Origin of the sequence: Pseudobacter sp. (genome assembly GCF_051955275.1) — a bacterium.
Lineage (GTDB): Bacteria > Bacteroidota > Bacteroidia > Chitinophagales > Chitinophagaceae > Pseudobacter.
Window position 1 is genome coordinate 20,212 of the sequence record NZ_JBQCGW010000025.1, and the last position, 13,148, is coordinate 33,359.

General features: G+C 46.9%; 14 protein-coding genes. 4 read left to right on the forward strand and 10 right to left on the reverse strand.

Translation table 11 applies throughout. The features are described 5' to 3' along the window. Nucleotides 1–41: 41 nt before the first annotated feature. Entirely contained in the window at nucleotides 42–3,182 is a 3,141-nt protein-coding gene (locus ACTHMC_RS02930; RefSeq protein WP_440410672.1) for an AsmA family protein, read from the reverse strand. 138 nt (nucleotides 3,183–3,320) lie between these two features. Next, nucleotides 3,321–4,073 (reverse strand): TIGR00730 family Rossman fold protein, encoded by a 753-nt coding sequence (locus ACTHMC_RS02935; protein WP_440410674.1) that lies wholly within the window; start codon nucleotides 4,071–4,073, stop codon nucleotides 3,321–3,323. A 41-nt stretch (nucleotides 4,074–4,114) separates the two neighbouring features. Between ACTHMC_RS02935 and ACTHMC_RS02940 the strand changes: the two genes are divergently transcribed. From ACTHMC_RS02940 to ACTHMC_RS02955, 4 genes are all read left to right on the forward strand, one after another. Next, the gene (locus tag ACTHMC_RS02940) at nucleotides 4,115–4,879 is read left to right on the forward strand and encodes an exodeoxyribonuclease III (protein WP_440410676.1); all 765 of its coding nucleotides are present in this window, start codon (nucleotides 4,115–4,117) and stop codon (nucleotides 4,877–4,879) included. 9 nt (nucleotides 4,880–4,888) lie between these two features. Beyond that, a complete protein-coding gene (locus ACTHMC_RS02945; protein WP_440410678.1) occupies nucleotides 4,889–5,194 on the forward strand; it encodes a DUF4286 family protein in 306 nt (101 codons plus the stop codon). A gap of 208 nt (nucleotides 5,195–5,402) precedes the next feature. Next, nucleotides 5,403–5,753 carry an HU family DNA-binding protein gene (locus tag ACTHMC_RS02950; protein ID WP_440410698.1) on the forward strand — a complete coding sequence of 117 codons (351 nt, stop codon included), beginning with the start codon at nucleotides 5,403–5,405 and terminating at the stop codon, nucleotides 5,751–5,753. A 103-nt stretch (nucleotides 5,754–5,856) separates the two neighbouring features. Then, the gene (locus ACTHMC_RS02955) at nucleotides 5,857–5,967 is read left to right on the forward strand and encodes a 30S ribosomal protein THX (protein WP_440410680.1); all 111 of its coding nucleotides are present in this window, start codon (nucleotides 5,857–5,859) and stop codon (nucleotides 5,965–5,967) included. Between the two features lie 101 nt (nucleotides 5,968–6,068). Here ACTHMC_RS02955 and pdxH read toward each other — a convergent pair whose 3' ends face one another. The 8 genes from pdxH to rplM form a co-directional block, all read right to left on the reverse strand. Continuing rightward, the gene (gene pdxH / locus ACTHMC_RS02960) at nucleotides 6,069–6,710 is read right to left on the reverse strand and encodes a pyridoxamine 5'-phosphate oxidase (RefSeq protein ID WP_440410682.1); all 642 of its coding nucleotides are present in this window, start codon (nucleotides 6,708–6,710) and stop codon (nucleotides 6,069–6,071) included. A gap of 95 nt (nucleotides 6,711–6,805) precedes the next feature. Further along, nucleotides 6,806–7,402, reverse strand: a complete 597-nt coding sequence (locus ACTHMC_RS02965) for a Yip1 family protein (protein WP_440410684.1) — start codon at nucleotides 7,400–7,402, stop codon at nucleotides 6,806–6,808. A gap of 116 nt (nucleotides 7,403–7,518) precedes the next feature. Next, nucleotides 7,519–8,508 carry a hypothetical protein gene (locus ACTHMC_RS02970; protein WP_440410686.1) on the reverse strand — a complete coding sequence of 330 codons (990 nt, stop codon included), beginning with the start codon at nucleotides 8,506–8,508 and terminating at the stop codon, nucleotides 7,519–7,521. A 184-nt stretch (nucleotides 8,509–8,692) separates the two neighbouring features. Further along, entirely contained in the window at nucleotides 8,693–9,406 is a 714-nt protein-coding gene (gene pyrH / locus ACTHMC_RS02975) for a UMP kinase (protein WP_440410688.1), read from the reverse strand. Between the two features lie 294 nt (nucleotides 9,407–9,700). Beyond that, nucleotides 9,701–10,540, reverse strand: coding sequence for a translation elongation factor Ts (gene tsf / locus ACTHMC_RS02980; protein WP_440410690.1), 840 nt, complete (start codon nucleotides 10,538–10,540; stop codon nucleotides 9,701–9,703). Nucleotides 10,541–10,592: 52 nt separating this feature from the next. Next, complete coding sequence (rpsB, locus tag ACTHMC_RS02985; protein ID WP_440410692.1) at nucleotides 10,593–11,510, reverse strand: 30S ribosomal protein S2; 918 nt, start codon at nucleotides 11,508–11,510, stop codon at nucleotides 10,593–10,595. Between the two features lie 76 nt (nucleotides 11,511–11,586). Then, nucleotides 11,587–11,976: a 30S ribosomal protein S9 gene (gene rpsI / locus ACTHMC_RS02990; protein WP_440410694.1), complete on the reverse strand. Its 390-nt coding sequence runs from the start codon at nucleotides 11,974–11,976 to the stop codon at nucleotides 11,587–11,589. Nucleotides 11,977–12,037: 61 nt separating this feature from the next. After that, entirely contained in the window at nucleotides 12,038–12,481 is a 444-nt protein-coding gene (gene rplM / locus ACTHMC_RS02995) for a 50S ribosomal protein L13 (RefSeq protein ID WP_440410696.1), read from the reverse strand. Nucleotides 12,482–13,148: the final 667 nt, after the last annotated feature.

The following is a 13,148-nucleotide window of genomic DNA, read 5'->3' on the forward strand; positions in this document are numbered from 1 at the left end:
TTAAACCTAAACTTTAAAATTACAAGGATCCTTATCTTAAATTATTGATTATTAGTGGAATCCGATTTAACACCTTCCTCCTCATCCATTTCCTCTTCCAGTTCATCCCCCTCCTTGCTTTTCCTCAGCTTCACCTTCGGGTTATCCCTGTTACCCGTAACAGAGAACGGTATGCCGATGATCCCGAACGGCGGCAGGCCCAGTCTTCCATGCAGGTTGAACTTTCCATCAAAACTCACCTGGCCTTCAAAGCGCGGACGGAAGCCGGAGACTTTCATCTTCACACGTTCGATGGTAATGATATTGTTGGCAATCTTTGTTTTGATGTCCACTTTGGAAAGGTCCGGGTCCCTGATACCATCTTTGCCGGTAGCTGTACTAACGGCGTTCATTAACCGAAATCCTTTCATCTTCACTTTCTGCACGGTGATCACACCTTCTCCTTTCAAAGAAGGATATACAGGCATCATATCCGCGTTCAACCGGCCACTCAAACTGTAATCCAGCGAGATCTGCCCTTCTGCTTTTTCCGCAGCGGGCGCCATCTGGCGGAACATATCGATCCCTTTATATGCCTTCTTCACATCCAGGGTTTCAGCCTTGATATGATAATCAAATATTGCTTTGTAAGGAGAGCTGCTCTTGTAGGTAGCATCCATAACAATCGGAGCATCCACCAGCGTGAAACCTGTTTCCTGCAAACTCAGCGTTCCGTTTGAAATAGTAAGGCCTCCCTTAAAATCATAGAGCTCGATATTCTGGTAGATCACTTTTCCCGCATTGGCAGTTACGTTGATATCGAGGTTGGTGGGCACCATCACCACACCGGAGGATTTGCTTTCAGGGGCATTGGCGTCAGGGGCGCCGGAGAAGGCCATCCATTCGTCCACAAAGAATTTCGGCGTACTCAGTTCAAACTTTCCTTTCAATGCCTCCTTCGGTTTGAATGCGTAATTGAAGACGTTGAAAAGATAGCCATTCATCGTGAGGTTGGTATTGCCGTATTTCGCTTTGAATGTATCGAACCACATCTTGTCCTGGTCAAAGCGGAAGAGACCATTGTTGATGAAGAAAGGTTTTGGCAGCATTTCCGTGGTCAAAGCGATATCGCGCAGTTTCATCGTTCCTTTATTGAAAAGCTTTTCATACCTGCCTGCAGTAGCATCGCTCTGGCGGCCCCGGAGCGAGAGATCGGTTTGAATAAAGCCATTCACATTGTATCCCTGGATGGCGAAGAGCTTGTAGATCTTACCCAGGTCAAGCGTGCCTTTGCTCACGATCTGGTATTTCAGGTCTGCGAACTGAGCAAGGGAAGCCTGCACCATAAATGGCATATTCTCCAGTTCAAATGAAACTGGTTTCAGGTCTACTTTCAGATCATTGTATTTGCCGGTGGTATTGGTGATGGCAGCATCAATATTGATCTTCTGCAATGGTGCGGGATAGTATTTCGTTTTCACGGAGCCGTTGTTCATACGAAGCAACGCCGTAGTAACGGGAAAGAGTTGTTTGGAGGGGTTGAATTTCCCTTTTGTATTGATATCGATGTTCAGGTCGCCGGCCAGATCAAGGCTGTCGAGCGGATAGAACTGTTTGATGTCTGAGAGATGAAATACTGTCTGTAACTGGCCTTCCAGGGGATAGTCGGCGGCATTCACAATATTGAAGTGTCCTTTGATAAAGTTAGACAACACTTTTGCATTGATCTCCTGCACATTCAGCTGCGTGTGTTCATAAACGCCGTCTTTACAATCTGCATTGAGCTTGAAGCTGATCTGCTCAACGCCCTGTGGCAGTGCAGCAAATTTGATGAATCCGTCAGTGAGCGAAGACTCCAGGTTAAAAACAGGGATGCTGGTGATCACGGTGTCTTTGCGATGGCTCCCGGGTTTCTGTCCTGTTTTATAAGTGCCGTCTGCATCGAAGTTGAGCCTGTACCTTCCTTTGAATTCCATATCCTTGAGTCCGAATGCCGCGCCCAGGCTGGCGAGGTCGATATCCGCCTGCAGCTTTGATTTTATATAAGGTACATTCAGTCCTTTCAGGAAGATCACGGAATTGAAATAGTCTTTATCGATATTGAAGAAGAAGGAATCGATACTGATGGTAAGACTGTCTGTATTCAATGCCGGAAGCTTCGCATCCAGGTTCAGCCGGAGATTTTTGGCGGGAAGTTTCGCTTTGTTATGGCTCACGAATCCGTCCGTTACTTTCATATTGAAAGCCAGGCTGGGCATATCATTGGTGGCAGCGCTGTAATTCCCTTTGAGAGAGGCAACGATTTCAGTATGTCCGGTTATTTCGGTGTTATCGAAATAGTGAAGGTATTCCTGCGGGATGGCGGTGATCACATCATGAAGATCGGTCTCTTTTGACCGGAGGTTGAAGTCCATATTGTAGCCATCTTTCAGGAATTCAAAGATGCCATGTAATTGTACGGGCAGGCGGTTGATCAGCAGGTCATTCTTTTCAAAAAGCAGGGTAAGTGAGCTGGTATTGATCTTGGTGATGAGGTCTGCCTGCAATTTCTTATCTGTGATATAGGTCTGTCCGTCGTAGGTGAGTTTGAAACTATCGATCCGCAGATCGGAATGAAGGTCAAAGATGGCCTTGCTGAGATCCCCGGAGCCGGTGTAGTGAAAGCCTTTGGCTGAGATGGCCATGGGCAGGGAGCGGTCGTTATACACCAGTTCCGTTTTATCCAGGTGGATATTTTCCAGTTTCAGGGAAGCCCCTGCGGAATCAGGTGTGGCTGCGGTTGTAGCGGTATCCGGTTCAGATTTGTAAACATTGTAATTGGGCTGACCGTCTTCAGATACCTGTATGTCTATCTTTCCTTTATCCAGGAAGATCTGGTTGATATTGATCTTACTCGCAAAAACGGAACTGAGATCGATTCCCAGCGCCACCTCATCGGCCTCTACCAGGTTGGCATTGGTGAATGGTGCGGAGCCTTTCAGGGTGAAGTCGTGCAGCGTAAGGGTGAGGGATGGAAAGTGGTTGAAGAAAGACAGTCTGGCTTTACTGAAATTCACTTCGGTGGCCAATGCCTGGTTAGACCAGATCTTGATCTTTTTGGCAACAAATTCCGGGAAGAAATAAGGAAGGAGGAAAGTGATCAGTATCAATCCCAGTAACGTAAAACCTGCAATTTTCAAGCGCTTCCACAGCCACTTACGCATAACGGTGAGTTAGGGTTAATTAAAATAAAAGGCAGCAAAAGTAGACGAAACACCGGGTACGCACGCAGGCCGTACCGAAGTTAACACAAAATTGGATCAATGTAAATTGACCTGATGTAGGATATTGGTGACAGTGAGCTACTTCTTTTCAAACAGCCACCACAGGCGTTTCCGTGGTTTCACTTTGAAATTGCTGGTGATGTAGGTCTGTATATGGTTCATTGCTTCATCTATATCGTCTGTCAGCAACACCAGGTTAAGGTCCTCTTTGGAGATGGTTCCCTGAACTGCCATGAATTCCAGGTAATCCCAGAGTTCCTGGTGGTATACTTTCCCGAAGAGCACGATGGGAAACTGTGTGATGGTGCGGGTTTGCACCAGGGTAAGGGTTTCAAAGAATTCGTCCATGGTGCCGAAGCCGCCGGGCAGGATGATGAACGCGTAGGAGTATTTCACCATTACCACCTTTCTTACAAAGAAGTGCTCAAACATGAGCGACTTATGCAGGTAGGGGTTGGCATGTTGTTCGAAGGGCAGCATGATATTGCAGCCAACGGACTGGTAACCATTCTCAAAAGCCCCGCGGTTGGCGGCTTCCATGATACCGGGTCCGCCACCGGTCATGGTGGTGAAGCCGAGCTCTCCGATCCGTTGTCCGAAATCCATGGCCACTTTATAGTATGGATGATCTTCCTTGAACCTGGCGGAGCCGAATACCGTAATGGCCGGCTTGATGAAGTGCAGGGTACGGAAAGATTTCATGAACTGGGCGGCTACCTTCCATATGAATTTTAATTCATATCCACGGCTCTTTGGCCCGTCGAGGTACACATGCTCTTTTGGAGGGATGATCGGATCTACCTGTCGTTTTTTTGCTGATGCTGCTTCCATGCCAATGGTGTAAATTGCCCGCCAAATTAAAGAATAATCTCATGCGCATCATCAGTTATAATGTTAATGGTCTGCGGGCTGCAATGAACAAAGGGCTGATGGATTGGCTGAAAACCGATCCGGCCGATATCATCTGCCTGCAGGAAACCAAGGCCCATCGCGATAATGTGGACTATAAACAGTTCAATGACCTGGGCTTTCACGACTACTGGTTCAGTGCTCAGAAAAAAGGATACAGTGGCGTGGCTATCTTTTCCAAACAAAAGGCGGATAATGTGGTTTATGGTACAGGTCACCAGGTGAGTGACGACGAAGGAAGGGTATTACAGATCGATCTGGGAGATATCCGGATCATCAATGCCTACTTCCCTTCCGGCACCTCAGGAGATGAAAGACAGGCCTATAAATACTCCTGGCTGGATGAAATTTTCCATTATGTGGGCGAGTTGCGTCAGACCAAACCCAACCTGGTGCTTTGTGGTGATTACAATATCGCGCATGGAGAAATTGATATCCATGATCCGAAGGGCAATAAGAAAAACTCCGGTTTTCTTCCTGAAGAACGTGCCTGGCTGGATAAATTCTATGGTGCAGGCTGGGTGGACACCTTCCGTAAGCTGAACCCTGATCCCCACTGGTACACCTGGTGGAGTCAGCGTTTCCCCAGCGTTCGTGCGCAGAACAAGGGATGGCGTATCGATTACATCAATGTTACTGAAAGCCTTGCCCCGCGCGTTAAAGCGGCTGCCATCTATCCTGATGTAAAACAAAGCGATCACTGCCCGGTTTACCTGGAACTGGCATAAATTGACGGTATGTTTATATATAATGTAACAATCAAAGTAAGCTGGGCCATTCACGACGCATGGTTGAAATGGATGACCGGTACACATATGCCCGATGTGATGGCCACCGGTTGTTTTGCCCGCAACCAGCTGGTGAAGCTGTTGGATACGGAAGAAGAGGAAGGGCCTACTTACGCAGCTCAGTATTATGCGGAATCATTCGGGGATTATGAGAGATATATCAATGAACATTCATCTCGTTTGCGGGAAGACGGATATAATAAATGGGGTGATAATTTCATCGCATTTCGCAGCATAATGGAGATTGTGAACTGAGTGTGGATAAGATTATTTTAATCAGGAAGCTGGTAAAAAATATTGTATATTCTTGGCAAACCCAATGCTGTACAGCATTTCAGCCAATAGCTGTGAAACACAATACCAGAGCGGGTTTCAGCGTGTAACACACCCGGTAACGTGTAATTGAGGAAAATAGTATTTTTCCTATAATCCTTGCCCCAAGCGGCTTGCAGCCATTTTCTCAATTGTTAATTTTAGTGCAGAAAAATTTTGTTGGAAACAAAAAGCGGCTAAATTTGTTCCTGCATATTTAAAACATTACACTATGAACAAAGCTGAATTAATTGCCAAGCTTGCTGATGATGCAGGTATCACTAAAACACAAGCTAATGCTACTTTGGATTCTTTCGTAGAGGCTGTTACCAAAACCCTGAAAGGTGGTGGTAAAGTAACGCTGGTTGGTTTCGGAACTTTCTCCGTTTCCAAAAGAGCTGCCCGTAACGGACGTAATCCTCAAACTGGCGCTGTGATCAAGATCAAGGCGAAGAAAGTTGCCCGTTTCAAAGCAGGTAAAGAGCTGCAAGCTAAATTATAAAAGCTGCATCAACTGCACGGAAAGTTCCGATACTCTTGGTATCGGGACTTTTTTTTTGGTATTTTTGCCATTCGTTATTTATTAATTACAAATTCTTTTCAACATGGGTAGAGGTGATAAAAAAACCAAGAAAGGAAAGATCTTCAAAGGATCTTTCGGAAAAAGCAGACCAGCAAGAACAAAAAAAGTTGCCGCTAAAGCCGACAACAAATAAGCTTGCGATAAGAGGTTGAAAAGTTATCAGCCGGATCAGTCATCCAGCAGTTAACTTTTCAACTTATCATCATCCTTCTTTTATTTTCTTCTTATCAGATCCTAAGGCGCCAGACGCTCGATCAGCCATTCTCCCTTCTCTCCCAATGTATACTGGATCCTGTCGTGCAGACGGCTGGGGCGGCCCTGCCAGAACTCCACGATCACAGGTTTTACCAGGTATCCTCCCCAATGTGCGGGACGTGCAATTTCTTTTCCGCTGAATTCATCTTTTTTCTTCGCTTCCTCGATATCGAGCCACTGCCTGTTCTCTATTACCTGGCTCTGTGGTGACACCCAGGCTCCGAGCCGGCTTCCTTCGGGACGGCTATCGAAATATTCATCACTTTCCTTTTCACTCAGTTTTTCCACCAGGCCGGTGATGCGCACCTGCCTTTCCAGTTCTTTCCAGAAGAACACCAGGCAGGCCCTTGGGTTTTCTGCCAGCTGCTGTCCCTTGAAGCTCTCGTAGTTAGTGAAGAACATGAAACCACGCTGGTCATACCCTTTCATCAATACTATGCGTGCTGCCGGCAGACCGTCTACCGAAGCGGTTGCCAGGGTCATGGCATTCACTTCTTCTATTTTAGAGGATACGGCCTCATCCCACCATATACCAAACTGCTGTAGTGGATCGGGCTGCACATCATTCTCTGAAAGGGACCGCTGGCGGTAGTCTGTCCGGATATCTGCAATGGTACTCATCGGAATAGTTTATTCAGCAAAACTCCTTCAATTCACACAAATAAAAAAGCACCGTTCTCATGAACGGTGCTGATATAAGTTAGGTGATGATATCATTATAAACCACCGCGCATCATGCCGACTCCGAGGCCAAGAACGCTGGCAACTACAATACCGCCAATGAGCATGGTGATGATCAGGTTCACAACCCAATAAACTACGATTGCGATGATCACGTACAACACACGCTGATCTTCCGGAGTTTTCTTTACCGGGCCCAGTCCCAGATACATCAGGTAAATGCTGTAAGCCGCGCCTGCAAGGGCTGCCAGCCATCCCAGGAAAGGAATGATACCAAGGATACCAGCCACCCAGATAGCGGTTGCCGAGTAAGCCATGAGCTGTGCGGACGCACCCAGATTTTTCTCAGACTTGAAACTTGGGGCCAGCGCATCGATGATGTAGGTTCCGATAACAAATGCAAGAATAGCACCCACGATGGATACTACGGCCATTACAATACCGTAAGTAACACCCAGCAGCATACCACCGAAAATGAAGCCACCCAGGAAAGAACAAACAGCAGGGATCAATGATAATGGAAGTACATAACCAGTGAGCAGGGATCCTAAAGTGGCCGTTTCACCCGCCACTACATTCCATTCTGTTTTTGGAGTGGTCAGGATATTCTTGGCGCGTTGAATTAAGTTCATAGTGATTTTAGTTTGGTTAAATGTACAGATAACCATATATGTAAACAATACCCGATTCAGGGGAAAATGGAAATTACGCTTGCGGGATCGGAAATTTTTTGGCCGGAGCGCCTTCTTTAACCTTCGGATTTGCGGCCGGTAGTGGATTTGCTGATAAGGCTCTCGATTTCGTTGAGGCGTTTCAACTGCATTTCAAGTTTTTTATTGTGCCCGCTGAGTTGCTGGAGGTCGAAATTGAGTTCTTCGAGGTAGGTGATCTTTTTGAGCAGGCCCTGACGCTGGAAGTTGGCTTCTCTCAGTTTATCTTCCGTATCGGCCATAAGCCTTGTCAGGCGTTGGTTCTCTTCCAGGATGGTCATTTGTTTGAAGCGGATCTCATCATGCTCTTTGGTGAGCCGGATATAGTTCTGCTGGAGGTCTTCAAATTCAAAATTGCGGTGATGCGGCTGAGCAAGATAAGTTTCCAGTTTTCTCAGTTTCTCCTGCAGTCCCTGGAATTCTTCCTGGGATTGGGCGAGCCTGTCTTTCATTTCCACAACAAGGAGCTGCTCCTGTTTCAAATGTCTGATCATGGCTTCCTGTTCAACATTGATGGAGCGCCACTCGCGGAGCTGCATGCTCATCTGTTCATTGAGTGATTGAGATTCCGTATATTTTCTTTCGAAGTCGCGCATCATCTCAAGCTGTTCCTGCAGCCGCGCGATGCGTTGCTGATGCTCTGGTATCTGATAGTCTGAAACCGTTGACTGTGCCTGCTTTGAGGGCGCGGGCTTATTTTGTATTTCCAGTATCGTTTTCTTCATTTCCTCCAGCTCGATGCCTAACAGTTCTTCATTTTCCTGTGCGGCCGCAAGCTCACGTTTCAATTCTTCCACTACTTTTTTCTGTACGTCCTGATCTTCGAGGTATTTGAGTTTCCATTCACCGGGATCGATGGCTGAGGTAGCCAGTACTGAATGTTCCGATGCGGTAGGGAGGGCTGATTTGCGGTTGACAAGAAAGAAATGAATGAAGAACCCCAGCACCATGGCGCCTAGCTGGAATATGAGTATTTCCCATATCCCCACGGAGATCTGATATCCCAGGATGACAATCAATTCATTCATAATAATGGTTCAGAGGGCCGAGGCCGGTGGTTTTTTTCGGAGCAGGCATGCGGGCTTTCAATGGACTTGAACGGATGGGGAAGAATAAAAAAACCACCTTGAATGGTGGTTTTTCAGTGCCTAAATTAATGCGATCGAATCAGATATGCAAATAGCTGACTTAATATTTTTCAGAAGCTGGTTCTCAGCCTTTTACCAATGTTCCAACTTTTTCTCCGCAGATCACTCTTTTGAGGTTTCCGGAGGTATTCATATCAAACACGATGATAGGAAGGTTATTTTCCATGCAGAGCGTGAATGCGGTCATATCCATTACGCGGAGATTGTTTGAGATACATTCCTGGAAAGTGATGGTCTCATACTTTTTGGCTGTGGGATCTTTCTCCGGATCGGCGGTGTAGATGCCATCTACACGGGTTCCTTTGAGGATCACATCAGCCTGGATCTCGATAGCTCTGAGGGATCCGGCAGTATCGGTGGTGAAATACGGGTTACCGGTACCGGCTCCGAAGATTACTACTCTTCCTTTTTCCACGTGGCGGATGGCCCTGCGGCGAATGTAAGGTTCTGCGATCTGTTCCATTTTGATAGCGCTCTGGAGGCGTGTATACACACCTATTTTCTCCAGCATGGCCTGCATAGCCATTCCATTGATCACTGTAGCCAGCATTCCCATGTAATCGCCGTGCGCTCTTTCGATGCCGGTTTCCGCTTCATTCATTCCACGGTAGATATTTCCACCGCCGATCACAATGGCCACCTGCACGCCCAGTTCTACAATTTCCTTGATGTCCCGCGCATATTGTTCTATGATCACCGGGTCCATGCCAAAATTTTTATCTCCCATTAATGATTCGCCCGATAACTTCACGAGAACACGTTTGTACTTTGGCAGCATGTAATAAATTGTAGATTTCTGTTTAATAATTCTTGTCTGCACTACCGGGAAGCATTGGTAAAGGATACCATCCCGGTATCAATGTTCGTGCAAAGAAAAGATTTTTTTCTAACTGTTTATTCAATATTCAGGAGGAGGCTCCGGCTGCGCTTTCCGGAGCGGGGTAATTGCCGTATTCCCGGCCGGGGTTTCCGGTGCGCCCGAAGGCGGCGGAACAATGCGCAGCATGATATCTGAATAGAAAAAGGGACCTTTTGGAGGTCCCTTTTTCAGAATTTATGCGGATTGCCTGGATTATCCGAGGGCAACGCGTTTGAACTCTGTAACCTTCAGGTCAGCGCTTACGCTCTTCAGGAAGTCAGCAACGGATTTACCGTTGTCTTTCACAAAAGCCTGATTGAGCAGGGTGCTTTCTTTAAAGAAGGCGTTCAGTTTACCTTCAGCGATCTTGGCGATCATTTCTTCAGGTTTACCTTCCATTTTGGGATCGGTTTTGATTTGCTCTACGATGATGGCTCTTTCACGCTCTACAGTAGTGGCGGGAACAGAAGAAGCATCAACAGCAACGGGGTTCATCGCAGCGATCTGCATAGCGATATCCCTTCCGGCATCAGCAGCGGGCTGATTCATACCTACCAGTACACCGATACGGTTTGCACCGTGGATGTAAGAGGCAACGAAGTCAGCGTCTACGCGCTCGAACTTGGTGATACCGATCTTTTCGCCGATAGAAGCGAGCTTATCGTTCACGAGGTCGGCAACTTTAGCGCCATTGATGGAAAGACCGTTCAGCTCATCAACACTTTTCACGTTGTTGGCGATAGCAGCATCGATGATTGATTGGGCGAATGCAATGAAGTCTGCATTCTTGCTTACGAAGTCAGTTTCGCAGCTTACGCAAAGAGCGATGCCGGTTTTGTTGTCGGCAGTTGTTTTTGCGAGAACCACACCTTCTTTAGCTTCACGGTCGCCACGCAGAGCGGCAACTTTCGCACCTTTCTTACGTAGCCAGTCGATAGCAGCTTCAAAGTCACCGTTTGTTTCGGTGAGGGCTTTGCGGCAGTCCATCATACCTGCGCCAGTCATCTGGCGGAGTTTATTGATATCAGCGGCTGTAATAGCAACAGTTGACATATTCTAATATTGAAAAAGTTACAAAATTTGATCACAGCGTTAGCGTCAGCAATTATCTGCCGCCACCGGGTCTGCGGTTAGCACCACCGCCGCCAGGACCGCCTACACGGCGTTTCTGACCGCCACCATGGTTGCCACCAGTACCGCCACCGGTGTTACCACCTGGTCTGCGTCCGGCGCCACGTCCACCTTCAGCTTCTGCTTCAGCCTGGATACGTGCAGCTTTCTTTTCTTTTTCATCATCAGCTACTTCTTCTACGTCTTCGTCTTTAGCAGCCTGACGTTCAGCCAGACCTTCAGCGATAGCTGCAGTGATGTATTGAGTGATGATAGCGATTGATTTTGTAGCGTCGTCGTTAGACGGGATTGCGAAATCAACTTTGTTAGGATCGCAGTTGGTGTCTACCATTCCGAAGGTAGTGATACCGAGGCGTTTTGCTTCAGCCAGCGCGATATGCTCATGACCGATGTCGATGATGAACAATGCAGTTGGTACACGGCCCAGTTGAGCGATACCACCCAGTACTTTGTCCATTTTATCACGGTCGCGGCCCAGTGTGAGGCGCTCTTTCTTGGTCAGGCTTTCTGCGCTGCCGTCTCCCAGCAACTTATCGATGCTCTGCATCTTCTTCACGCTCTTACGAACAGTGTTGAAGTTGGTAAGCATACCACCCAGCCAACGCTCGGTAACGAAAGGCATGTTCACTTTACGTGCGCATTCAGTAACGATCTCTTTCGCTTGTTTTTTAGTACCAACGAACATGATCTTTTTACCGCTGCGTGCGATTTGCTTCAGGGCTGCTGCAGCTTCCTGCAGGTGCTCTGTAGTTTTATTCAGGTCGATGATGTGAATACCTTTCTTCTCAGCGAAGATGTAAGGCAACATCTTGGGATTCCACTTCTTACGCAAGTGACCGAAGTGTACACCTGCATCAAGTAATTGCTGTTGTAATGAAGTGTTATTTTCCATTTTTTATTTGTCTTTTAGCTATCAGGCGGTGGCCTTAAGCCATATGATTTGAAAAATGTTGTTTAGGCTGCTACTGTTAACGTTTGCTGAACTGGTAGCTGCGACGTGCTTTCTTATGACCGAATTTCTTACGCTCAACAGAACGGGGATCGCGTTTCAGAACACCTACTGCTTTCAGAGCAGGACGGAATTCAGCGTTCAGTTCCAGCAGCGCACGGCCGATACCCAGCTTTGCAGCCTCTGCCTGACCTTTCATACCACCACCTGCAGCATTGATCTTCACATCATACTTATCGGTAGCCTGAATGGCTTTCAAAGGAAGCTCCACCTGATTTTGCAGGTAAGCGAGAGGGAAATATTCTTTATAGTCTTTGTCGTTAACTGTGATCTTACCGGTTCCTTTGCTGAGGAATACCCTTGTCACAGCTTCTTTACGACGACCAATTGCATTTTTTTGCTTTTCCATGAATTCAATTTGACGATTTGATAAGTTGTAGACCTGTTGGATTACCCTTCAGATCCTTTACTTAAAATTTCAATTCTTTGGGTTGTTGTGCGGTGTGCTGGTGCTCAGCGCCTGCATACACAAATAATTTCTTGATCATCTTGCGGCCGAGACGGTTCTTAGGCAGCATGCCTCTTACAGCGCGCTCTACAACCTGCTCAGGACGGCGTTTCAGCAGTTCCCTTGCAGTTTCCGCTTTCTGACCACCGGGATATCCTGAGAAAGTCAGGTATTCCTTGTCGTCAAGTTTAGTGCCTGTGAATTTAACTTTGTCTGCATTGATCACGATAATGTAATCCCCGGTATCAACATGTGGCGTATAATATGCCTTGTTCTTACCACGAAGAACAGAGGCAATCTTGGCACACATGCGTCCCACGGTTTGATTGGTACCGTCAACAACAAACCAGTTGCGTTGTACGGTAGCCGCATTCGCATGTTTTGTAGTGAAATGAAGTTTGCTCATTTGTAAAATGTTATGAGTGAAAATTTATCCTGCTTCTTTCCTCCACCAACCTGGGGAAAATGGAAACAGGGTCGCAAAGGTAGTGAAAACTGGTTCGAAGTAACAAAGGTTGAGGGGTGTTTTTTGGAGGGGGCTTTTATAATTTATTGGTTTTCAATAAAATTTTTGCGTGGATTTTTAAATGATGGGAGTTTTATGCAGGTCTTTTCGGTTGTTCGGGCGGTCAAAGGACGCAACGCGGTTGGGAAACACACCCACACCTGGTTGTTCTTTGAGGAGCTGTGTTGGGGAATGTTAGGGCTGAGGTAAAGGGCCGGGCTATAGGATCGTATGTTTCCAAGACCGCTTATGCGCCCCTTTGACCGCCAACCTCCCCGGAGGTGCAGCAGTGAGCCCCAACTAAAATAAAACGCTATTTTTTCTTCAGCCACAACAGCTCCAATTAAAATGCCACCTCCAAAACCGCTTCCTTTTGTTACAAGAGGAAGGATTTCACAGCAAGTTCTAACCCGAACTCAATCTCCCCCGGCAACCGAAGGGAAAGAAGAGTGATAAATTTTACTCATACATTTCCCTAATGAGCAATGGGTGGTGGGGGATTGGGGTGGGGGTTGAAAACCGACCCCAACAACCCCACCCCCCCAAAAATAATATTTAAATAATATAA